Below are 21,335 nucleotides of genomic sequence, written 5' to 3' on the forward strand. Positions count from 1 at the left end.
GCCGTAGTCTCTGATCACTTCTCTGGACACGTAGGGGGCATCGAAATTACATGATTACCTGTGGTGATTCTCAAGTCAAGTCTGGTGCTCCGATGTGACAACAAATGACAAGAACGAGGTAATGTGGAGGAAGATGCGCAGTGTAACCAAATTGATCCGATGGTGATGTCGCAGACATCTGTCGAACATGTCATCGATCAGCCCGTGCTGGGTCTGTCGCGTGCAGCTCTCTGGCCTTCAGCAGTGAGGCCGATACACGATCAGTGGCCGTGCGTTTTGGATGACGCTTGCGGAACGATGGGGCACCTGGCCCTCTGGCTTGATCACGATGCGGGATCCGTGTGAGGGACCAGCGACCCCTCTCGTCATCGATTGAGCGGGTCGAGCGCGGTGCCCCCGGCGAGGCCGTGCTGCAACACCCGTTCGAGCAGCCGAGGAGCATGCTGCTGCTGGTACCGAGACCTGAACGCCCTCGCCCGCTCCCCGGCGGGGCTAACCTGTCTGAGCACCGAGCACAGCGCCTACCGATGGCTCAACCCCGCCGACCTGGCCGACTCCGATCTCACTGCCGAGACCGCTCGGGCAATCCGGGACTGGATCGCCTCATGAAGCTGGCAGATTCCATCCGTTCAGGGGAATGGAGGAGGGCCTGGCGAGGCTAGGCAGCGGACCAGCCTTGTTCGGCAAGCTGCGTGCGGATCAGCGCCGCGAGGGCACGATCCCGTTCGGCACCTGCGACAGTCTCCTCATCCCCGAGTCCCTCCGAGACAGCCGACCAGCGCGTCAACGCGGAAAGAACCAGTCCCCATTGGGCCGCGTTCAAGGTCATCGTCGTCCCCTGGCCGGGCGCCGGCCAGATGTCGAATCCCTTCGCGTCGCGCGGCCAACCCGGGTTCTGCCTTCACCCGGCCTTGCGGATGCTCCTACCGAACTCCACCACGTCCCTCGGATCGCCGTCTGCAACCTCCGTGCTGACCTCATTGTCGATCGTGGCATCGATGATCAGCCATTGCCGGACCTCCATCACCACCTGACAGGTGGTCCCTTCTGGGGAGCGTTGCATGAAGCCTGATCGTGGTCGTGGCGGTTCGGCACGTCACCGACGTGCCGCGCAGCCGTAGACCCGTGACGAACGCGGGCCGCCCAGGTCTCAGGGGCAGCACGGCATCGCCGACGTCCGGATGGCACACGTGGTCCGAGACGCGACTGAACGCGTTCGGGCATTCGGATGTCCACGACTACGGGTCCGGGCCCGTCGGCTACCAAACCGGCGGCTGGCTCACCCATGCGCCGAAGACGCTGCACGCCCTGGCGGGCATCGCCACCGACTCGCGCGCCTTCTGGTCCCGAAGCCGCCAGTCCCGCGTCTCCATCACCGACGGTGACGATGCCGAGGACACCTTCACGGCCGAGGTGGACGCGGCGTCCACCGACACCGTCACGCCGTAGCCGCCTCGGCCCGTAAAGCTACGGCCGGACGCCTCTCCTCGGCGTCACCGAGCGCGCCCACCCGCTCGAAGCCGCATGATCGCCGCCATCGAACACCTGGGTCAACCCGCCATTGAGGAATCGGGCTTTCGTGGCAAATTGGACTTGCGGGTTGGGGAGTGAGGAGTGGAAGTAATGTACTGCCGAGGAGTGCAGTCCGAACAAGCCGTACGAATGCCTGAGGAGCAGCAGTCGTGCCACCCACTCTCTATCGCGACACCGGCTACTCGCTGAGCCACCTGATCGAAGACATCAAGACAGGGCGGATCGGCCTCCCGGACATGCAACGTCCTTTCGTCTGGTCGGCGGCGAAAACCCGGGACCTGCTGGACTCGATGTACCGCGGATATCCCATCGGCACGCTGATGTTCTGGGAAACCGGCGCGGAGGTCGGCACCCGGCAGATCGGCATGGAATCCGCCGCCCGATCGCCCCAGCTCCTGATCGTCGACGGTCAGCAGCGCCTGACCTCCCTCTTCGCCGTGCTCACCGGTCGCCACGTGCTGACCAAGTCCTTCGAGGAGCGTCGCATACGGATCGGTTTCCGCCCCGAGGACCAGACCTTCGAGGTGACCGACGCCGCCATCGAGCGCGATGCGCATTTCATTCCCGACATCACGGTGCTCTGGTCGAGCGGATACAAGACCACGGTGCGCCAGTTCTTCGAACGGCTCAGCGCCACGCTTGATGAGAAGATGCCGGACGCCCAGAAGGATGAACTCGAGGAGCGCATCGACCGCGTCCGCGATCTACGCGACTTCCGGTTCCAGGTGGTCGAGCTGGACGACACCACCGACGAGGAGCAAGTCGCCGAGATCTTCGTCCGGATCAACTCCGAAGGCGTCAAGCTCAACCAGTCCGACTTCATCCTCACGCTCATGTCCGTGCACTGGGAGGAAGGACGCCGCCAGCTCGAGGACTTCAGCCGCGCCGCCGTCGACCCCGCGGTGACCGGCACCAGCCCCCGGAACCCGTTCCTGGACCCGAGCCCGGACCAGCTCCTGCGCGTCGCCGTCGCGGTCGCCTTCCGCCGCGCCCGGCTCCAGCACGTCTACAGCATCCTGCGCGGCAAGGACCTCGAAAGCGGGCGGGTCAGCCCGGAACGCCGCCAGGAGCAGTTCACGCTGCTCGCCGCGGCCCAGGAGAAGGTGCTCGACCTGGCCAGCTGGCACGAGTTCCTCAAATGTGTGGCCACGGCCGGCTTCCGTAGCCGCAAGATGATCACTTCGGACAACGCCCTCCTGTTCGGCTACACGCTGTGGCTGATCGGCCGTCACGACTTCGGGCTGCAGGCTCCCGCCCTGCGTCCCGCCATCGCGCGGTGGTTCTTCATGGCGCACACCACCGGCCGTTACAGCAGCTCGCCGGAGTCCCAGCTGGAATCCGACCTCGGACGCATCGCGAGCCTGCCCGCCGGCGACGGATCCGCCTTCCTCGCGGAACTGGGCCGCATCGTCGCCGCGAACTTCACCGGTGACTACTGGGAGATATCGCTACCGAATCGGCTCGACACGTCCTCGTCTCGTTCCCCCGCCCTGTTCGCCTACTTGGCCACGCTGAACATCCTGGACGCCGAGGTGCTGTTCGGGGACCTGCGGATCAGGGACCTCTTCGACCCCTCGGGCGCGGCACCGCGCCCCCTGGAACGCGACCGGCTGTTCCCCCGCAAATATCTCGAGTCGCTCGGCATCTCCGGCACCCGCCAGGCCAACGCGATCGCGAACATGGCATACGTCGACTGGCCGCCCAACGTGCGCAACAACGCCGATGCCCCCGGCGACTACTGGCCCCGCATAACCGAGAAGGTCGCCCCACAGGCCCTGGCCCGCCAGTCCCGGTGGCACGCGCTTCCGGTCGGCTGGGAGCAGCTGGACTACCCAACCTTCCTGGAGCGGCGCCGCCAGCTCATCGCCCGTGTCGTCCGGGAGGGCTTCGACGCCCTCACCGACGGGCGCAAGAGGCATCCGCAGATGACCGCCGGCGAGCTGATCGAGGCCGGGGAGTCACAGACCACGGAGTTCAAGTCCAGCGGGCGATGGAACGTCCATACCGAGCAGCACGACCCGAAGCTCGGCCAGATTCTGGTCAAGGCCGTGTGCGGATTCCTCAACGCCGAGGGTGGTGTTCTTTTCATAGGCGTCGACGATGACGGCAAGATCCTGGGCATCGAAGAAGACTTCGTCACCTTCGGCTCGAAGCAGAACACGGACGGCTATGAACTGTTCCTCAGGCAGCTCCTCGACGACAACCTGTCGTCCCCGACGGCATCGACCGTACGCATCCGGTTCCCTGAAGTGGATGAGAAGACGATCTGCCAGCTCAGCGTGGCGGCGTCCGGAAACCCGGTTTTCGCCAAAACCGCCAAGGCGGGTACCGGCCCCACGGATTTCTGGGTACGAGTGGGCAACGCGACCAAGCAGCTTCACGGTGAAGACCTCATCAGATATCGAGAACAGCACTGGGGCTGAATAGGTGGAGCCAAGTGCTCGGAAGATGGTCGCCCTGGTGCCCGGTTCGTGGGACCAGCGATCTGCCTGGTACGGAGGCGAGGAGATGCTTGATGGGAGGACCGCGTGATGGCTCGTCGTTCAAGGCTTTCTCCGTGCGGCGATGTGCGACCCGCCGATTGGGTGATCGCAGGCGTCGGGCCGTTCGGGTCCGGGGTGGGCGGTCTGGTGCCGCACGGCTTCGAGGCGTACGCGCGGATACTGCACCCGGCCTACGCGGCCGACGGGAGCACGGTGACGTGGGCGCAGGTGGCCGCGTGGTCAGGCGGCGTGGTGCATCCCCGGGTGCAGTTCCGAGCACTGGCCGGGAGAGTACCGCGTTCGAGCCCGGTACAGCCTTGGGTAGAGGAACCCGACCCGGGGTCGCTGACTCCGACGCTCTTGGCTGCGCTGTGCGACGTCCTCGCCAGGTACACCAGAACAGCCGGTCACTGCTGGTTCTGCGTCTCGGACGGGTACGGACCGGCGCAGGAAGGGGCGACCGCCACGTTCACGGCGGACGCGGACGCGGACGCGGGCTCGGGTGAGGAGCGGGAGCCCGACGTCCTTGCGCCGGCGATCCCGCCAGAGATCGCCGAAGGCCCTCGAGTGGAGCTGCCGGAACGCGCATATCTCCTGCTCGAGGGCCCTCTCGATGCCGTCGGGGAACTCGCGACGCCGCTCCTTCCGCAGTCACCCAACCTGTTCTGGCCCGACGATCGGGCATGGTGCGTCACCACGGAAACCGATCTGGACTCCACCTACTTGGGGGGGACCGCGGCGCTCATCGCCGAGATACTGGCGGACGAGCGCCTGGAGGCCGTCCCGGTCGATGTGACCGACCCGGTGTGGGCGGACAGTGACGAGGTCAACCGGTGATGTGGGTCAGCAACGGATGGAGACCGTCGGGGTCTTCTTCCCTACGTTGACGACCCTGGGGGAATATCCCGCGGGCGCGTAGAGGGTTGCGACCGCTTCGCCGTGGTACCTGCCGGTTCTGCAGACGAGCGCCGCGTTGCCCTTGGCCGTCCGGGCTCCCGTACTGCCGAATGCCTTGATCTTGCTTCCGTGGTTGCTGAAGAGGCCGACCTTCCCGCGGATCATCCGGATCGGCTGGGTGCAGGTCACACCGGTGCGGACGTTGACGGTGCCGTGCACGTGACCGGACTTGTGCGGGATGCCGCCGTGGGCACCGATGAACCGGATCTCACAGTGGATGACTCTGGCGGCGTGGGTCTTGGAATGAGCCGAGAAGTCGACCTTTGACTTGGCCGGGACCGGGGGACGCGCGGTCGTCACCGCATCTGCCCCCGCCCTCGCCGCCGCCGTAGCCGCGTTGCCGACGACAGCCATGACGGTCACGGCGCCCACGGCGACCAGCTTCCTCTTCAGACCTGCCGCGGATCCCCGGCGCTGCTGTCCCATGCGCTGACTCCATCCAATCGTTGAGCCAATACCCCCGTCGATAACCGCAATTCTCGCAGCGCACATGAATGGCTGTCAACGCTCCGGTCTCTAATTGCAATTAGTCGTGATTCATCCTTTTTATGTACATAATTAATGCGTATTTCGGCTGAATCGATGCCCCTACGGAGGGCGCACGCTTGTTCGGTGCTGCGGCGGCCATCGAGAGCTTCGGCGTCTTCGTGGATCTGGACGAGGGGCCGCAACATCCCGTTTTCCCTGGCGTCGGCTTCATCGCCATGCCCGAGTTGTCCTGGCACAGATTCGATGACCCGTCTGATATTTACTCCCCGGGATGGCGGGTCACCTGCGAATTCCTCGCTTTCGACACCCACAACCGTGAGGGCCGGCTGTCGCTGCGTGCCACCCAACCTGATCCGTTCCAGCAGTTCGCTCGTGACACGCACGTGGGCCAGATCTTGCGTGGACCGGTGAGCAAACTGGTGCCCTTTGGTGCCTTCGTTCGCGTCCGGGATGGCATCGAGGGCCTGATTCCCCCTCAGCGAACTCTCCACCTCGCCAATCGAGACACCAGAAGAAGAAGTCCAGATCGGCGACGAGGCCGCAGCCACGGTCACCGTCGCTGAAATCGACCCGCCACGGCGCCGCCTGACTCCGTCGTGCCGCTACTAAAGATCTCGAGGCAGGTCTCCGTGATGGAGAACCGCTCTCAGACCCGCTCTTTTGCGTCGGGGTGGCGAGATTTGAACCCGCAACCTCTTCATCCCGAAGGGCATATTGTACGTTTTCTGCGGCTCGCAGAAAACGCTGGATCTCGATAAAATCCCAGGTAGATGGCCTGTTCGGCTGCCAGCGCGTGATCTTCAGGGTCACGCCATCACTCGCAGTCCGGGGTCAAACGAGGGTCAGATGATCAAGCCTGGGAGGCGGGAAGCTCATGGGGCAGACACGCAAGAGAATGGGTAAGGACGGCAAGCCACGTTACACGGCCTACTACGACGACATTCGCGGCCAGCGAAGGTCTGCTGGAACCTTTGCGAGCAAGAAAGAAGCGGACAAAGCATGGCAGCGTGCCGAAGTGAAAGTCTCGGAAGGTAGAACCGGAGAACCCGCCCGCGGAAGGCAGCGATTCAGAGACTACGTCGAAAACACCTGGCTTCCGAACCATGAGATGGAGGCGAGCACCCGGGAGGGCTACACCTACGCCATCCACAAGCACCTCATGCCGGAGTTCGGCGGCATGAGGATGGTCGACATCCTCCCTGAGCACGTCCGAGCCTGGATCGCCAAGCTCAAGAACCAGGGCATGAAGCCCGTGACCATCCAGTGCAACAAGATCATCCTCAGTGCCATCTTCACCACGGCACTGGACGACCAGGTCACCTACCTACACCCCTGCCGTGGCGTGAAGTCTCCGCCCATAGCGCGTAAGCCGCTCCAGATCGTCACTCCCGAGCAGTTCGACGACGTCTACAACGCCCTTCCCGAAGGCACCTTCCGCCTCCTCGCCGAAACCGAGATCGAGAGCGGCCTCCGCTGGGGCGAACTCAGCGAGCTGCGTCCCAAGGACCTCAACCTCAAGACGCGCATCCTCACGGTCAGCCGCACGGTTGTGGAGCTCAACCCGAAGTTCCACCCGGAAGGCGGCCACTTCCTCGTCAAGGACTACCCGAAGGACAAGGAGTACCGCCGCTTCAAGCTCAGCGCCCAGATGACCGAGAAGCTCGAAGAGCACATCAGGGCTGCGCGCCTCAACCGAGACGACCTCTTCTTCCACATGCCGCCCCAGGACAAGCCCCGAGCACGCATCACCGAGATCCCCGCCCCGGAGACCCTCGGCCGCACCGAACCGAACGAGAAGGGCCGCACCTACAACCACGGCACTCTCAGCGGCTACACCGCCGGCCGCTGCCGCTGCGACTACTGCCGAGGCGCCTTCTCCCTCTACCGAGCCGCCCGCCGCGCCAACGGCAAAGACAACCCACGCCCCCTCCGCACGCGCATGACGGACGGCCACATCCCCAACGACTGGTTCCGCCGCAACATCTGGAACCCAGCCATCGCCGCCGCCGGCCTCGACTTCAGGCCGACCATGCGCGACCTACGCCACGCCCACGCCTCCTGGCTCCTCAACGGCGGCGCCGACCTCCAGATAGTCAAAGAACGCCTCGGCCACGCCTCCATCGCCACCACAGAGCGCTACCTACACACCCTCCCCGACGCCGACGAAACCGCCCTCGAAGCCCTAGCCAGGACCCGCAACCGCTCAACCGCGCGATAGCCGAGAGGAGTCGGCGGGAAGGGTCAGCCAACCCTTCCCGCTCCCGTCAACGATGTGAAGCCGGGGCGGGGGCACCACTTACATCCCGACCTGCCTCGGATTCCGCTCTTGCTCACGACCACGCTAGCTAGCATGCCAATTGGCATGGTCGTCCGTTCCTCCTCAAGAGTGCTGGTCACGAACGCAGCCCTGCCCGGTCCAGGGCCTGGCTGTGAACGACGTCTTGCGCTTGTGGCGGATCCGGAGGTCGGCCAGGTAGCCGGCGAAGCCGTCTTCGTCACCTGATCGCCGGTACGCCTCACCGAGTCGGGCGATCGTCTTGACCGGCTTGCTGTAGCGGTACTTGTCGCCGGTCATCGCCAACCGCAGCTCGATCAGGTCCTGGTAGGGCACGATCACGTCGGTGGGGTGCCCGATCTCCCAGAGATCGATCAGCCGGAACCACTGCGACTCGTGTAGATCGTTCGGATGCGCGACCGCGAGGTGCCATGCCTCGTCCAGAAGGTTCTCATCGATCAAGACGTTGAGTAGTTCGGTGACGTAGCGGTGGTCGACCTGGGCCCGGCCGCGGATCACGCTCAGCGACGGGTTGCGCAGGTCGGGCCACTGGCCGGCTCGTTCGGCGGTCTTGCGGAGCGCTACGTAGTCGATGTGCATAGTCCGGTGCTCCAGTGCCGTCTGCCGCAGCGCGATGGCCTCGTCACCGCGGCCGTTGTCCAGCAGCAGATCCACCAGCCGGTTGCGCAGTTCGTCGGCCTGGTGGCCCGCTCCGTCACGCGCCAGCCCCTCGCGAGCCCACCGTTCTGCGTCACCGTCCCGTCCGGCCGCCCGCAAGGCGTTCACGATCTCGGTGTAGCGGTAGGTGCCGCGCAGGTCCTCGGCCAGCACGGCGACATGCGCGTCCACGTCCCCCGAGACCGCCGCCAGTTGCTCCCGCAGGTCCCGCACGCCCACGGTCACCGCCCATGAGTCCGGATCACCGGTGGCACGACGTTCCTTCACGAGGCGGGCGAGTTCGCTCAGGCCTCGTTCTCCCAGCGCGGCCTTGAACTCCGCCAGCCGGATGTCCGGCCAGCCCGGCCCGTCCAGTCGCGTCCTCACCAGCCAAGCAGCCAGCCGCTTGGCATCCGGCGGCGCCACCGTGCACGCCCGGGCGTACAGGAGCATCAGCTCGCGCAATCGGTCGCCCACGATCCCCGACGAGTCGTCCAGATACAGCAACGCCGAGGTGACTCGCTCCACCGCCCGGCGCGCCAAGGGAACCGCCTGAGCCGCCGCCTCGTGTCTGATCAGGTGGTCGATCTCCGCTGCCACCTCGTCGGCCCGAGCCGCGTACTCCCGGCGTCCCCGATAAGGGTCCCGGCGGCGGTCCCACCGCAATCCGTCGATCAACCGCCGCACCTCGTTGACCTGCGTGTCCGTCACAGAACCATTCAAGCCGAACGGCGGAACCCGCTGAGCGCCGACATCCCGCGCATCCAGGGTTCCGAGCCGAGGACCAGCGCCACCCATTGATCGTCGGGTCGGGCGAAGCCTCACATCCTCAGTCCGGCCTCACTACTCTGACCAGAGTGACAAGCCTGAGCGATGCCGAACTGGACGCCCTGGTTGAGCAGGCAATCGTCGACGCTTACGACGAGCACGAGCAACACGCCGCGTTCCATTGCCTGCTGGACGAGCATTTGAGCGTGCCCTTCCAGACCACTGTCCTGGGGGTCGAGGTGACCATCACGAAGATCGATCTTTCGCCTGGTGGCGAGATCGTTGGGATCTGCACCCGCGGCAAGCACCGGCAGGCCATCGGGATCCTAGATCTGCCGCTTCCAACCCCACGCCCGGCGGGCGCCGAATGGATCGACGCTTACCGACACTGGGCCTGCTGACGACGAGCGAAGATGAGCGAATACCAGTACTACGAGTTCCTGGCCGTCGACCAGCCCCTGGACGAGCGGCAGCAGGTCGAAGTCCGCGCTCTGTCCACTCGGGCACGGATCACCGCCACCAGTTTCACGAACGAATACCACTGGGGCGATTTTCGGGGTAGTCCGCGGACGATGATGCGGCGCTACTACGACGCCCACCTGTACGTCACCAACTGGGGCACCCACCAGGTGATGCTTCGCCTTCCCCGCACGCTGCTACCCCTCAAGGTCGCCGAGCGGTACTGCATCGACCCCTATGTCACCGCAGAGGTTTCCGGCAAGCACCTCATCCTGGACCTGACCAGCCAGGACGAGGGCGGCGACTGGATCGAGGGCGCCGATGACTCCCTCTCGGCCATCATCGGAGTCCGCACCGAACTCGCGGCCGGGGACCTGCGTCCGCTCTACCTCGCCTGGCTCGCGGCCTATGGAACCTGGGAACGCGACGAGGACGCCTTCGACCAGGACGAGGACGATGAACTCGAGCCGCCGGTACCCGCGGGGCTGCGTGCCCTGACCGCCCCCCAGCGCGCTCTCGCCGACTTTCTCCGCCTCGACTCCGACCTGCTCCGGGTCGCCGCCCAGACGAGCCCGCCCCTGGCCGAGACCAAGGACGACCCTGGCCGACTCGCCAAGTGGATCGAAGAACTACCCCCGAAGGAGGGGCGGGCTCTCCTCCTCCGGGTCGCGCAAGGTCAAGGGCCCCAGGTCCAGATGGAGCTACTCCGCCGTTTCCGCGGCGAACCCGACGCCGTGAGAGACGACCGTTCCCGGCGCACGGTGTCCGAACTGCTGGACACCGCCGCCGCACTTCGCCACGAGCGTGAACGCAAGGCCGAGGCGGCACGTGCGGAGCAGGAGGCCCGCCGCGAGCAACAACGCGCGGCGGCCCGCGAGAAGAGACTCGACGCCATCGCCCGCGACCCGGAAATCACCTGGGCACGGGTCGACGAACTGATCGATGCCCGCAAACCATCCGACTATGACGTGGCCGTCGAGCTCCTCAAAGACCTGCGGGCCATCGCCGAGCGTGTAGGCCTCCGCCAGGAGTTCACCGCACGGCTCACGCACCTGCGCCGAAAGCACCACCGGAAAACGGGCCTCATCGCCCGCTTCGACCGCGCCGCCCTACTCGCGGCACGGTCATGACCATCACGCCGCCGGCGTGGACACGCTGGCGTCCTTCCCTGACCTTGGACTCCGCCGCGCTGGTCACTACAGGGTCAGTCTTGCTTGCTCAAGTACGTTCCCCGTGTTCAAGGTAGCGGGTGCTGCCGTCGCGGTGTGCGGCGTGGGCGTGGAGAAGACGGCGAGCGAGACGCGGGATGGTCAGGTCGTTGATCTGGGCGATGTCGTGGAAATGGCAGCCGACCAGTTCGCTGGGTTCAAGGCGGATGGCATTGAGGTGGTCGGTGCTGAGGGTGCCGCCGTCGAAGAGGAAGAGGATTTTGTCACCTTCGGCTTCGTTAGGGGCCCAGTCGGCGACCAGGAGTCGCCCGATCTCCGGGCGGATGCCTAGTTCTTCAGCGACTTCGCGCTCCGCGGCTTGGTAGGGGGTCTCACCGCGCTCGACGTAGCCGCCAGGGACGTCGCGGTAGTCCTTATAGGACGGGTCGACCAACATGATGTGGTCCTGATCGTTGAAGAACAGGACACCTGCCGCCGCTCGGGCGTGGGCGAAGGTTGCTGCCGGGTCATCGGTCACGGGTGTTGAGCGTAGGAGATCGGGCTAGATGATGCTCATTCGGCGAGCGAGATCAGCCAGGAGGCGGCTTCTCTTGCCGGTAGCAGTGCCACGGAGTTGGTGGACGAGTTGGCGGCTCATGACGTGGGCGTGGACCTGTTCGGCGGCCCGGCGCTCAGCGGTGAGCAGTTCACTGATGGCCTCATCGACCTTGTTACGGGCCCGGTAGGCGTTGACGACTTCAAGGCTGTGGCGGACCGAACGTTCAACAGGTAGGTGGACGGCGGTGATGCCTGGAATGAGGTCGAGCGCGGTGGGGACATCACCCAGCGCCATGGCTGCAGTGACGCGGTGGATCCGCACGTTCGTGGGGCCAAACGCCGTCCACAGGTGGTTGGCGTCCGCGCCGAGTGCGTCGGCCATCTGCTCGGCTCGTCTCAGGTAGTCCATGGCATCGGCGCGGTTGTGGGCCCGGGCAGCGGCAACGGCTCCGGGGAGTAGCAGGGTTCCGTGGATCGACAGCAGCGTAGGTGAGAGATCAGCATGCTGGTCCTGTAGGTATCGCGACGCGTGCTGGGCCATTGTCGCTGCCTCGTCGAAGCGGCCTTGGGAGTGCAGTGCGTGGATCACCGAGCGGAACAACGACCCAATGATCGTGGGGTCTGCGGTGCGTTCGGCCGCCGCCAGTCCGCGCTGAGCAGCGATCCAGGCGAGGTCGGCCTCACCGAGCTTGGTGAGCAGCATCGCGGCCGACTGGTTGGCAAGGGCGGCGAGCCGATCGGCGTTCGGCCGCTCTTCCTCGCGGGCTTCCCTGGCAGCGAGCTGGGTCTGGGTGAGCAGCGCGGGCAGGCGGGCGAGCAACTGTCCGTAGCGTGAATGCTGATAGGCGGCCATCACTTCTGCCACATCGCGGCGAAGAACCTCCAGCCGGGGCGCTTCGGGCTCTGCTTCGATCGCTGCCAGCAGTGGGGACAGTTGCGGTAGTCGGTGAGCGCAGAACGGACCGCGCTGACGTCCAGGTGGGACGGCTCACGGCGCGTCGACTCGGCAGGGTGCGGGTCGATGATGTCGAAGACGGAGATGCGCAGGGCATCGGCGAGTGCCCTGATGATCGAGAGTCTGTCCAAAGCCGCACGATCATTCTCGATCTTGCTGAGCCAGTCCTCGGTCCGTCCGACCAGGCCGGCCAAGACCTCTTGAGACATGCCCCGCCGGACGCGGTGCCAGGCCACGCGCTGCCCTGGTGATAGGTGCTGCAAGTGATCGGACATCACAGCCCCCTGTCAGGCGACCCCGGAATTTCTTTCCGGGTCGCACCCCTCCTGCGGTTTTAACGTCTTGGACGTCGCGCCGCAACGCGTCCGACGGATTCAAGCCGAGGCGATATGTACGGGACGGGCCAGATGTACCAATTAATCGCAAGTCCATTCCTAGGCGGCTTCCTAGTGCTGAAGCCAGGAGAGACCCGAGGAATCAAGATTTCGCAGGAGGCCTACCGTGCACTTGCCGACGCCGAGGAGCTTCCTGATTGGCTGACGGCAGCCGCCCGAACCGCCTGGGGGATCGACCTTCGCGGGCAGCCGCCCGGCGATCACCTGCTCATCCGCCGCGAATCGGACCACGGGTTCGGCAAGGCGACCTATGAGCTGAATCTTGGCTGCAACTACGACTGTGAGCACTGCTACCTCGGCCTCAAGACCTTCGATGGGCTGGGCTGGCCCGAGCGTGAGCGGTTGCTGGAGGCAATCCGGGATGCCGGCGTCCTTTGGCTCCAGCTCACAGGTGGGGAGCCGATGGTGGATCGGCTGTTCGCCGCCGTCCACACCAAGGCCTACGAGCTGGGCATGATGGTGGAGATCTTGACCAACGGCTCCCGGCTGGCCAACCCCAAAATGCTCGACCTGTTGAGGACCTACAGGCCGAGCAAGATGAGCCTCAGCGTCTATGGCGCTACAGCGGAGACCTACGACGGCCTCACCCGAAGGCCAGGCTCCTTCCGCAAATTCATGCGCGGACTGTCGGCGGCGCACGAGGCCGGCCTCCAACTGGATCTGAGCCTGATCATCACCAACCGCAATGCCCATGAACTCCACCTCATGCGCCAACTGGCCGAACGGTTCGGGCTACGACATCGCGAGTACGCCAACATGTCCCCGACCATCCACGGCGGTGCTGAGAGCCTGCCCTCCCAGTCACCCCAGTTCCTGAGCAAGCGGGCACCCTTCACCGGCTGCGACGCCGGACACACGTCGTTCCACGTCGACCCGTTCGGCCGCGCGAGCATCTGCAAGATCGGCCGTGACCCCAACATCGACCTGGTACGCGAGGGGCCACAAGGGCTCCAACGCCTGGGCAGCATCAGCGACGACCTGCTACGCCGCCAGGGCGGATGCACCGGCTGCACGCTCCAAGGCACATGTGGGACGTGCATGCCGCTGGTGCAGCTCTACCGCAAAGCCAAAGCCCCGCTGGCCACCTACTGCCAGCACCAAGAGCCCCGAGAGGAGGTACCCCAGTGAGCATCACGATCGAGGTGCAGGACGGCCCCGCGACCGAGGAAGCCGTCGTCGAGATCGTCGAGGATGTCAACGACGCAGCCGACTACGCCATCGGCCTCGGCTGCGGCGACGACAACCCCTATCAATGATGACGCGTAGGGCACCGCAGCACGGCCCCTCGCCCATCCCCGCAGGCGAGGGGCCCCTCCAGTACGGTTCCGATGTGACCGAACGGCTCCCCTGGCACCAGACGCAGGCACTGATCGAGAAGCACACCGGGCCGGTGATCACTGCTCGCCCGGTCAGCGAGGGCTTCAACTCCGAGATCGCCGTGATCATCAACGACACCACTTTCGTCAAAGGGCTGCGCACCGATCACCCCCGCGCCTGGACCCAGGAACGCGAACGCCGGATCAACCCGCACATCCAGAACGTCTCGGCTCCGCTTAGATGGACGGAGATCACAGGTGGCTGGGACCTCAACGGGTTCGGCTTCATCGACGGCCGTCCCGCATCCTACGAGCCGTCCAGCCTCGACCTCGAACTCATCATCGCCATGATGGCTCACTGGCCACCCGCCCCTGACGGTGTCGAACTCAAGCGAGCCGAGCAACGCTGGTCGAGTTACAGCGACCACTCCGAGATGTTCGCCGGCGACTGGCTCTCGCACACCGACTGGTCACCCACCAACATCCTCATCGGCAGTGACAAGCGGGCCTACATGCTCGATTGGGCCTGGCCCACCAGAGGCGCCCGCTGGATCGACCCTGCCTGCTGGATCGTCTGGCTCATCGCCTGCGGACACCACCCGGCGCAAGCACAGACCTGGGCGTCCAACATCCCGCTCTTCGCCGCCGCGCCCACCGACGCGGTGACGGCATTCGCCAAAGCGCAGGTCGCGATGTGGGAAGACATCGGCGACCACGCACCCCACCCCGGGCTTGCCGCAGCAGCAACTCGCTGGGTCAAGCACCGAACCGCCTAACGCACCCCTCAACCCGGTGCGCCAAGAACGCTGGAAGGACACACATGGCCCTCCAGGTCCATCCCTCGACAACACTGGTTCCTCCTCACCAGGAGGAAGCGGTCCTCATCGACAACGCCATGATCGACCTCGTCCGCGCCATCTGGGCGAGGCGCTGGCAAACCGCTGCCTGCTGCCAGGACACAGGTGAGGCGGTCGAAGCCGAACGCAACGCCGTAGAGCCTGTCGGCGAGCCGACGGGCAACGCTGGTTTCATCGAGTACTACCGCGGGTGGGCCTGGCTCAAGATGCCGCGCGGCGATGCGCTCGCCCTCCTCAGCGCTCTGGCGACCGATGACCAGTTCCGCGAGTTCGTCACCACTCGATGGGCCCAAGGCTCCTGGCGACTCCACACGCCCGTCGTCTGGACAGGCGAGCGATTCACGACAGCCGCCTTCGTCCAGATCTACTTCCCGTCAAATCAGATCATCGCGCTGACGAAGGCGCTCATCCCGGACGAATGATGCATCAACCGCCTGCGTGGGCGCTGGACGGCAGTGAGCGGCTCACCTTGGAGGGCTTCCTGGAGTCGTTCGGTGAAGCCTGGGCACGCACCGAGCGGTGCTTCCTCAAGTTGGAGTGCTGGCAGTCATACCGTGAGGCCGACGGCGTCCGATCGCAGGAGGCCTTCCAAGCAGGTGACGTCGTGCTGGCCCGCCGCCTCCTAGAGGAAGAGGCGATGGAGGACCAGCCTCTTCGCGACGAGGTGAGGTCACGGAACCTGGAGTTCACTCGGGTGCGGCTTCTCTCCTACCCCCTCACCGACTACCTGCGCTACGAAATGATCAATTATGAGGTGCGGAGCCGGCTGGGAGAGCGCATCGAGTTCTTCGTGCCGCCGTCTCCGGTGCACAGCTACTTCGACTTCCTGCTGTTCGACTCCCACACCGCCCTCATCCACGACTACGGGTCCGGGCCCGTCGGTTACCAGACCGGCGGCTGGCTCACCCATGCCTCGAAGACGCTGCACGCCCTGGCGGGCATAGCCACTGACTTGCGCACCCGCGGTGAGCGGGCGTGGCCGCTGGAAGGCGCCCCGGACCGCCCCCGCGCCTAATCCGGCGGTGCCATGCCAGGCAGAATGAGGTGCTCCGGCCCATCAGTCTTGCCATCATCGCGCGGGCTCCTTACAGTCGGGCTCCCCGAGTCTCGACTGGTGCTGTAGAGGGACGACCCCATGAAGGATGGGCCCTGCCAATCAGCTACCCGGTGGTGTGAGGCAGAGACGAGCGCGACGCGGTTACGGTTGGCGGTATGGGGTCGAACCTGCCCGCTGGGTGCGATCTGGTCGCGTATGGGAGCGTGGAAGCGGCCTTCTGCGTCGGCTCACCCCCGGTCGAAAGTGCCAGCCTTGATTTGATGCCTGAGATTCCGCCAGGCTCGGCCTTCGAGGACAAGCTTGGGACCTTCCGGATCCTTGGAGTCCCGCACGGCCGCGTAGCCGCTGACACCGGCCAGTTCGACGCACTGATCCGTTGTCTGCTGGCTGCGGGTGCTCTTGATCCAAGAAGCTTGGCTGAAATCCGGAATCATGCCTACTTGTCTACCCGGTCTGGTGGCGACGGGCGATGGCTTTGATTAGGTCCACAGATGCCGCAGGGCTGAGGGCGGTCGCGCTGAGGTGCTGGAATGCAGTGGCGGTGGCCTGGACGTCGGCAGCACGTTCCAGAAAGAGGGTGCCCGAGACGCTGTCGACGTAGGCGACGTCGGGATCCGGGCCAGGGAAGCTGAAGACGCCGATCATGCCGCTCAGTGAGGCGTGTGGACCTGCGCTGAACGGCATGACCTGGATGTCGACCCCCGGGTGGTGCGCCATCTCCACCAGGTGCATGAGTTGCTCATGCATGACATCGAGTCCTCCGATCTCGCGATAGAGCGCGGCCTCGTCCAGCACTGCCCAGAGCCGAAGGCCGCCTGCCTCGGTGATGACGGCTTGTCTCTTCAGCCGGAGGCTGAGGCGGCGTCCGATCTCGTCCTCTCCCAGCGTCAGCGGGCCGGCACGAGTGATGATCGCTCGCGCGTAGTCGGGGGTCTGCAGGAGACCCGGGACGGAGGACGGCTGATACGTCCGAAGCGACTCGGCCGCTGACTCCAGACCGATATAGGTCCGGGCGTTCTTGCTCAGCATGTCGCTGTAGGGCTGCCACCACTCCTTCTGCCGCGCCGCCTTGGCCAACTGGACGAGTGCCTCACGAGTGGCGGGATCGTGAACCTCGTAGAGATCAAGGAGGTCCATGACGTCCGACCAAGGGACGGAAATCCGTCCCTTCTCGATCCGAGAGACCTTCGCTCCATACCAGCCCAGCCGCTCGGCGACCTGGTCACCCGTGAGCCCTGCCGCCTCACGCAACTGACGGAGTTCCATGCCGAGTTGTCGGCGTCGGACCGTCGGAGAGGTCACCGCGCCACCTCTTCCATCTCAGGAGAAATTTCACGAGAGCAGTTGCACACGAGTATGCCACCCAGCACACTGACGGTGTGCGGCGAGTCACAGCATGTGGCGGAAGTTGCTTCAGCAGACGTTGATCTTGTCGACGCAGAGGCTGTCGTCGCTGATCAGAGACCGCCGCGCGGCTGGGCTGTGGATTGGAGCCCTCGCCCGGCCGCGCGGCCTCACTCCCAAGGGAGGTATGGATGAGGATAGCTTCGAGGGCGCTGGCAGCGCCCCATCTCCAGAGTCCCGAGAGATCTTCCAAGACACTCGAAACTACGGGCGGCGGCACCCTTTCCGTTATGCCGGACCTGGACGGCGCCTTGGTCGCCTCAACGGCACCAGCGCCGCGCCAGGCCACCGCCGACGGAGAGAACAGCGAAGCTGACACGGACGGTCACTTCTGGCGTGTTGACGTCCCGGGCGTGACCGATGCGGTGCCCTTGCTGCGTCGTTGGGTTCGTCTGCTCTTGGCCGACGACGCGGAACTGACCGAGGCGTTCGAACTGATCGTCAGCGAGTACGGCACCAACGCGCTGTGGCACTCGGCCAGTGGAGAGCCCGGCGGTCGGATCGGGGCCGAACTGTGCATCAGCCGCCGACAGACGCGCCTAACGGTGTTGGACGACGGCCCAGTCCCCGCTCGGACCGATGAGGAAGCCGACCCCGCCGAGCACGGACGCGGACTGATCCTGGCGGATGCCTACGCCGACGAGACCGGCCAGTACGACTGCGCCGACGGCCACGCCGCCTGGGCCTTGATCAACCGCTGAGACCGGGACGCGCGCCGCACCCTCATGGTGCGCGTCCTTTGCCGGCCGTCCCCCCGGCCGGCCCGTCGTGCGGTCGGTGGCTGATTCCCCCCGGAATTCACCGGCCGCACGACACCCATGAGCCATCCATCACCCGACGAGCGCGCTTGCCGCGTTCGCTCTGGAGGTGACGTCATGACCTTCCGTGAGCACGCTCTCCGCCCCAGCGGCTTATCTGTGGCGCCTGTCGCTGCGTGGAACCGCACTCTGGCAGCAGAAACCGATCTCGACCAGGCCGTGGAGCTCCTACGGCGGCGCTACCCCGACCTATGCATCTATTGGGGCGAGTACACCGGCTCCCTTTGGGCCTTGCTGCCTGATCAGCTGGTCGAGGCGAAGACCGCCTTCGACCTCGCCAGACGCCTCGATGCGATCCTTGAACGCTCCAACGCCTGGAGTGTCGGAGACCGCCATGTCCAGCGCGAGAGACCGGCCTCTATGTCAGCGGACGGGACCTGGGCCATGCCGGAAAGGAAGGCGCCTTCCACAGCAGGTCAGCCCCGACGCATCGTCTCGGCATCGCGCCGCCGGCGTAGCAGCCTCCTCCGTCGCGTCCTGGTCAGTTGCCATCGCATCCTGACAGGACAGTCGAAAGTGGCGCCTCACCCCTGTTGAAGCGCCGCCACGAGGCGGAGCCTTCTTCTCCCCTCGCAGCCGTGACCAGACCTACGGTTGACCCGCTGTGGGTGAAGTAGAGGGCCGTGACCATGAGGAACGGCCATGACGGCTAACAGGAACCCGGCCTTCTCAAGGCTTTGCGTGACTCGATCGCCTTCGGGCTTGAGGTTGAGGGCATCGCGGGTGACACCCTCCAACTCCGCTTGCCTCCATCGGGTACCAGAATCCGTACTACTCGCAGTCTCCGTCGACCGTCCTGGCGATGAGGTATACCGCATCCGGGGGACGCAATGCCTGCTTGCTGTTCACCAGAGAAGAAACGTCGGCGAGTTGAACGGCGCTTTTGTATTCGAGGAGGTCTAGCCTGTTGACGGCATCTCGGGGACCTGGATTCTCCATAACTCTGCAGCGCGCCCTGGCCCGCCGCAACAGCATAAGGGATCGAGAGTCACGCGCTGACACTTTTGGCCGCTGCAGTGATTAGAGGCTGCAAGGTAGGACCGTGTCGCGACACGTTGTGGATTAATGGAAATCCACCGCGCACACTCAAGTGGTGCGGGACCGAGCGCGGTCCTGAACGAGCCGATCGGAGGTGGAGCGACGAGCGACGAGCAGCTCAACCAGCCTCGCAAGCTGCAGCGACGTTCGCAGCTTGGCGGAGGACGTCGACGAGACCGGGAGATGAGGTTCCGAGTTAGCGACCAGGAGTACACGGAAATCCGTGCAGCAGCCCAACGAGCAGGATCCGCCTACGGAACCTTCATCGTCCACACCCTACAGGCTGCCACCCGGCAGAACAGATTGGGACAGCAGCCGACCGAAGAATTGTGTGAAGAACTACGCGGCATCGCGCGGCAATTGAACCGAATCGGAGTGAACCTTAATCAGCTGACGCGCATCGCGAACGCGACAGGACAGGCGCCTCGCGAACTGACTGCTGCATTGTTGCATCTGGAGAGCGTCCTCCGCAGAGTGGACGCCTCATCGGTCGAGATCGGTCGGCTCCTGCGTTGATCGGCAAGGTGACCCGCGGCCAGGGCGTCGCAAGGCTGCTGTCCTACCTTTACGGCCCCGGTCGCCGGAACGAGCACATCGATCCCCACATCGTCGCGGGTTTCCGACTCCCCATGGCACTGGAACCCGGCACCGACGCCAGAGGCGACTGGGACTTCCGCCACCTGGTCGGTGTCCTGACCTCCCCGCTCGACACCCTCCGACACACGCCCCTGGCGTTGCCAATCTGGCAGTGCTCGATCCGAGCAGCCCCCGCAGACCGAACCCTGTCGGACGATGAATGGGCTGACATCGCAGAGGAGGTGATGCACCGGACCGGGTTCGCGCCGCGGGGCGATGACGAAGCATGCCGCTGGATCGCAGTGCGGCATGCCGATGACCACATCCACCTCGTCGCCGTCCTGGCGCGCGAGGACGGACGTAACCCCAACGTCCACCGCGACTACTACAAGGTCGCCGACGCCTGTCACGTTGCCGAGAAAGGCTTCGATCTCACCAGAACCGCGCCCGCCGACCGCACAGCAGCACCCCGACCGACCCGAGCCGAGACAGAACTCGCCGACCGCCAGAACTGGCCAGAGCCGCCCCGCACCACCCTCCGCCGGTACGTAGCCACCGCAGCCGCCGGAGCCGAAACCGAGGGCGACTTCTTCGCCGCGCTCGAGCATGCAGGAGTGCTGGTGAAGGTACGCCATAGTGCCCGTACACCCGGGGAGATCACCGGCTACGCCGTTGCGCTCCCGCATCACAACAAGGAACAGAACCAGCCGGTCTGGTTCTCTGGCGGAAAGCTCGCCGCCAACCTCACGCTCCCCAAACTCCGCAAGCGCTGGTCGGCGCCGCAGGAAGGCAACCGCTTCGACCGCCGGCCTTTCGGCGGGGTGGGCCTGACCCACGAGGAGCGATCCGCTGCCTACCAGCAGGCCGCCCGAGCCACCGCGACTGCCACGTGGCAGATGCGCCATATTCAGGACCCGGCCGTCCGCGCCGACGTGGCTGCCGCGACCTCCGACGTCCTGCACGTGACTGCGGCCCTCACAGGCAACCGGGAACTTGCCCGTGCCGCCGACTTCTACGATCGTGCAGCTCGCGAACCCTACGGCCGCCAACCACCGCTGACTCCCTACGGCACGAACCTCCGCACGGCTGCCAGAGCACTGGCCCTATCCGGTATCCGAGGACAACGCGGTAACCGTCCCAGCCTCGCCGGCGTCCTATCTCACCTGGTCGTGCAGCTCGCCGCCCTGATCGAGGCGATCGCGGAGCACCGGCAGTTGCAGCAACGCGCTGCCCAGGCAGCTGCTGCCCGCAAGGCCGCCGCTCAGCTCAGCAGACTCAGCCGACCAACTCCGCGGCCACCCTCTCCAACGCTGCCACCGACACCACCGAACTACACAGCGGAGCAGAACGCGGCGCGCCTCGCTGCGACGGGCTTTCCAATACCCCTCAGCCACCAGCTCGCAGACAGCCCGTACCGAATCAGCGCGCCCACACCAACGCCCCTTGGCCCTTACCGCCGCCGTGGCCCATCGCGGTAACCCGATCACCAAACCCTGGCGCCACGCCGTCATGGTCGTGGCGCAAAGATCAGCGCCTCTGCATACTAACGGAGCGTAAACAGCGCCAACGATGCGCAAGCAGTGCATCGGTGC

At 65.4% G+C, this 21,335-nt stretch carries 24 protein-coding genes; 16 read left to right on the forward strand and 8 right to left on the reverse strand.

What is annotated here, in order from left to right:
- Window positions 1-901 precede the first annotated feature (901 nt).
- Window positions 902-1,030: a hypothetical protein gene (locus SM418_RS09275; protein WP_371940353.1), complete on the reverse strand. Its 129-nt coding sequence runs from the start codon at window positions 1,028-1,030 to the stop codon at window positions 902-904.
- Between the two features lie 44 nt (window positions 1,031-1,074).
- Here SM418_RS09275 and SM418_RS09280 point away from each other — a divergent pair, with 44 nt between their 5' ends.
- The 3 genes from SM418_RS09280 to SM418_RS09290 all read left to right on the forward strand — a co-directional run bounded on the left by SM418_RS09280 (window position 1,075) and on the right by SM418_RS09290 (window position 4,853).
- Window positions 1,075-1,449, forward strand: coding sequence for a hypothetical protein (locus SM418_RS09280; protein WP_371940352.1), 375 nt, complete (start codon window positions 1,075-1,077; stop codon window positions 1,447-1,449).
- Between the two features lie 233 nt (window positions 1,450-1,682).
- A complete protein-coding gene (locus SM418_RS09285) occupies window positions 1,683-3,956 on the forward strand; it encodes a GmrSD restriction endonuclease domain-containing protein (RefSeq protein ID WP_371940351.1) in 2,274 nt (757 codons plus the stop codon).
- 162 nt (window positions 3,957-4,118) lie between these two features.
- The gene (locus SM418_RS09290; RefSeq protein ID WP_371940350.1) at window positions 4,119-4,853 is read left to right on the forward strand and encodes a hypothetical protein; all 735 of its coding nucleotides are present in this window, start codon (window positions 4,119-4,121) and stop codon (window positions 4,851-4,853) included.
- A 6-nt stretch (window positions 4,854-4,859) separates the two neighbouring features.
- Here SM418_RS09290 and SM418_RS09295 read toward each other — a convergent pair whose 3' ends face one another.
- Window positions 4,860-5,399, reverse strand: coding sequence for a hypothetical protein (locus SM418_RS09295; RefSeq protein ID WP_371940349.1), 540 nt, complete (start codon window positions 5,397-5,399; stop codon window positions 4,860-4,862).
- Between the two features lie 179 nt (window positions 5,400-5,578).
- On the opposite strand from SM418_RS09295, the gene SM418_RS09300 reads away from it, so the two are divergent.
- Window positions 5,579-6,025 carry a S1 RNA-binding domain-containing protein gene (locus tag SM418_RS09300; RefSeq protein ID WP_371940348.1) on the forward strand — a complete coding sequence of 149 codons (447 nt, stop codon included), beginning with the start codon at window positions 5,579-5,581 and terminating at the stop codon, window positions 6,023-6,025.
- A 311-nt stretch (window positions 6,026-6,336) separates the two neighbouring features.
- Window positions 6,337-7,680, forward strand: coding sequence for a tyrosine-type recombinase/integrase (locus tag SM418_RS09305; RefSeq protein WP_371940347.1), 1,344 nt, complete (start codon window positions 6,337-6,339; stop codon window positions 7,678-7,680).
- 162 nt (window positions 7,681-7,842) lie between these two features.
- Here the strand turns inward: SM418_RS09305 and SM418_RS09310 are convergent, their stop codons facing one another.
- Window positions 7,843-9,105, reverse strand: coding sequence for a hypothetical protein (locus SM418_RS09310; protein WP_371940346.1), 1,263 nt, complete (start codon window positions 9,103-9,105; stop codon window positions 7,843-7,845).
- A gap of 146 nt (window positions 9,106-9,251) precedes the next feature.
- Here SM418_RS09310 and SM418_RS09315 point away from each other — a divergent pair, with 146 nt between their 5' ends.
- Window positions 9,252-9,563 carry a calcium-binding protein gene (locus SM418_RS09315; RefSeq protein WP_371940345.1) on the forward strand — a complete coding sequence of 104 codons (312 nt, stop codon included), beginning with the start codon at window positions 9,252-9,254 and terminating at the stop codon, window positions 9,561-9,563.
- A 12-nt stretch (window positions 9,564-9,575) separates the two neighbouring features.
- Complete coding sequence (locus tag SM418_RS09320) at window positions 9,576-10,751, forward strand: hypothetical protein (RefSeq protein ID WP_371940344.1); 1,176 nt, start codon at window positions 9,576-9,578, stop codon at window positions 10,749-10,751.
- Between the two features lie 88 nt (window positions 10,752-10,839).
- Here the strand turns inward: SM418_RS09320 and SM418_RS09325 are convergent, their stop codons facing one another.
- The 3 genes from SM418_RS09325 to SM418_RS09335 are packed head-to-tail and all read right to left on the reverse strand — an operon-like array spanning window position 10,840 to window position 12,557.
- Window positions 10,840-11,307, reverse strand: a complete 468-nt coding sequence (locus tag SM418_RS09325) for an NUDIX domain-containing protein (protein ID WP_371940343.1) — start codon at window positions 11,305-11,307, stop codon at window positions 10,840-10,842.
- 24 nt (window positions 11,308-11,331) lie between these two features.
- Complete coding sequence (locus SM418_RS09330) at window positions 11,332-12,180, reverse strand: tetratricopeptide repeat protein (RefSeq protein ID WP_371940342.1); 849 nt, start codon at window positions 12,178-12,180, stop codon at window positions 11,332-11,334.
- Window positions 12,180-12,557 carry a helix-turn-helix domain-containing protein gene (locus SM418_RS09335; protein ID WP_371940341.1) on the reverse strand — a complete coding sequence of 126 codons (378 nt, stop codon included), beginning with the start codon at window positions 12,555-12,557 and terminating at the stop codon, window positions 12,180-12,182. Before SM418_RS09335 ends, SM418_RS09330 begins: the two co-directional genes overlap by 1 nt.
- 174 nt (window positions 12,558-12,731) lie before the next feature.
- Between SM418_RS09335 and SM418_RS09340 the strand changes: the two genes are divergently transcribed.
- From SM418_RS09340 to SM418_RS09360, 5 genes are all read left to right on the forward strand, one after another.
- On the forward strand, window positions 12,732-13,805 hold the full coding sequence (locus tag SM418_RS09340; protein ID WP_371940340.1) for a radical SAM protein: 1,074 nt from the start codon (window positions 12,732-12,734) through the stop codon (window positions 13,803-13,805).
- Entirely contained in the window at window positions 13,802-13,933 is a 132-nt protein-coding gene (locus SM418_RS09345; RefSeq protein WP_371940339.1) for a hypothetical protein, read from the forward strand. Before SM418_RS09340 ends, SM418_RS09345 begins: the two co-directional genes overlap by 4 nt.
- Window positions 13,934-14,007: 74 nt before the next feature.
- Window positions 14,008-14,769, forward strand: coding sequence for a hypothetical protein (locus SM418_RS09350; RefSeq protein WP_371940338.1), 762 nt, complete (start codon window positions 14,008-14,010; stop codon window positions 14,767-14,769).
- A 44-nt stretch (window positions 14,770-14,813) separates the two neighbouring features.
- Window positions 14,814-15,272 (forward strand): hypothetical protein, encoded by a 459-nt coding sequence (locus tag SM418_RS09355; RefSeq protein ID WP_371940337.1) that lies wholly within the window; start codon window positions 14,814-14,816, stop codon window positions 15,270-15,272.
- Window positions 15,269-15,865: a DUF6879 family protein gene (locus tag SM418_RS09360; RefSeq protein WP_371940336.1), complete on the forward strand. Its 597-nt coding sequence runs from the start codon at window positions 15,269-15,271 to the stop codon at window positions 15,863-15,865. Before SM418_RS09355 ends, SM418_RS09360 begins: the two co-directional genes overlap by 4 nt.
- Window positions 15,866-16,134: 269 nt before the next feature.
- Here the strand turns inward: SM418_RS09360 and SM418_RS09365 are convergent, their stop codons facing one another.
- On the reverse strand, window positions 16,135-16,341 hold the full coding sequence (locus SM418_RS09365) for a DUF397 domain-containing protein (protein WP_371940335.1): 207 nt from the start codon (window positions 16,339-16,341) through the stop codon (window positions 16,135-16,137).
- Window positions 16,342-16,351: 10 nt separating this feature from the next.
- On the reverse strand, window positions 16,352-17,209 hold the full coding sequence (locus SM418_RS09370; protein ID WP_371940334.1) for a helix-turn-helix domain-containing protein: 858 nt from the start codon (window positions 17,207-17,209) through the stop codon (window positions 16,352-16,354).
- Window positions 17,210-17,541: 332 nt separating this feature from the next.
- Between SM418_RS09370 and SM418_RS09375 the strand changes: the two genes are divergently transcribed.
- The 4 genes from SM418_RS09375 (at window position 17,542) to SM418_RS09390 (ending at window position 21,221) form a co-directional block, all read left to right on the forward strand.
- Window positions 17,542-18,012, forward strand: a complete 471-nt coding sequence (locus SM418_RS09375; protein ID WP_371940333.1) for an ATP-binding protein — start codon at window positions 17,542-17,544, stop codon at window positions 18,010-18,012.
- Between the two features lie 174 nt (window positions 18,013-18,186).
- On the forward strand, window positions 18,187-18,666 hold the full coding sequence (locus SM418_RS09380; protein WP_371940332.1) for a hypothetical protein: 480 nt from the start codon (window positions 18,187-18,189) through the stop codon (window positions 18,664-18,666).
- Between the two features lie 528 nt (window positions 18,667-19,194).
- Window positions 19,195-19,683 (forward strand): plasmid mobilization protein, encoded by a 489-nt coding sequence (locus SM418_RS09385; protein ID WP_371940331.1) that lies wholly within the window; start codon window positions 19,195-19,197, stop codon window positions 19,681-19,683.
- Window positions 19,680-21,221 (forward strand): hypothetical protein, encoded by a 1,542-nt coding sequence (locus SM418_RS09390; protein ID WP_371940330.1) that lies wholly within the window; start codon window positions 19,680-19,682, stop codon window positions 21,219-21,221. Before SM418_RS09385 ends, SM418_RS09390 begins: the two co-directional genes overlap by 4 nt.
- Window positions 21,222-21,335 lie beyond the last annotated feature (114 nt).

It is taken from the genome of Actinomadura chokoriensis (assembly GCF_041463665.1).
Lineage (GTDB): Bacteria > Actinomycetota > Actinomycetes > Streptosporangiales > Streptosporangiaceae > Spirillospora > Spirillospora chokoriensis_A.

Coding starts and splice junctions, on each gene's coding strand:
- SM418_RS09295 (WP_371940349.1), bottom strand. CDS start 5,399: ATGGGACAGCAGCGCCGGGGATCCGCGGCAGGTCTGAAGAGGAAGCTG.
- SM418_RS09305 (WP_371940347.1), top strand. CDS start 6,337: ATGGGGCAGACACGCAAGAGAATGGGTAAGGACGGCAAGCCACGTTAC.
- SM418_RS09320 (WP_371940344.1), top strand. CDS start 9,576: ATGAGCGAATACCAGTACTACGAGTTCCTGGCCGTCGACCAGCCCCTG.
- SM418_RS09330 (WP_371940342.1), bottom strand. CDS start 12,180: ATGGCCGCCTATCAGCATTCACGCTACGGACAGTTGCTCGCCCGCCTG.
- SM418_RS09335 (WP_371940341.1), bottom strand. CDS start 12,557: ATGTCCGATCACTTGCAGCACCTATCACCAGGGCAGCGCGTGGCCTGG.
- SM418_RS09355 (WP_371940337.1), top strand. CDS start 14,814: ATGGCCCTCCAGGTCCATCCCTCGACAACACTGGTTCCTCCTCACCAG.
- SM418_RS09360 (WP_371940336.1), top strand. CDS start 15,269: ATGATGCATCAACCGCCTGCGTGGGCGCTGGACGGCAGTGAGCGGCTC.
- SM418_RS09365 (WP_371940335.1), bottom strand. CDS start 16,341: ATGATTCCGGATTTCAGCCAAGCTTCTTGGATCAAGAGCACCCGCAGC.
- SM418_RS09375 (WP_371940333.1), top strand. CDS start 17,542: ATGCCGGACCTGGACGGCGCCTTGGTCGCCTCAACGGCACCAGCGCCG.
- SM418_RS09380 (WP_371940332.1), top strand. CDS start 18,187: ATGACCTTCCGTGAGCACGCTCTCCGCCCCAGCGGCTTATCTGTGGCG.
- SM418_RS09385 (WP_371940331.1), top strand. CDS start 19,195: ATGGAAATCCACCGCGCACACTCAAGTGGTGCGGGACCGAGCGCGGTC.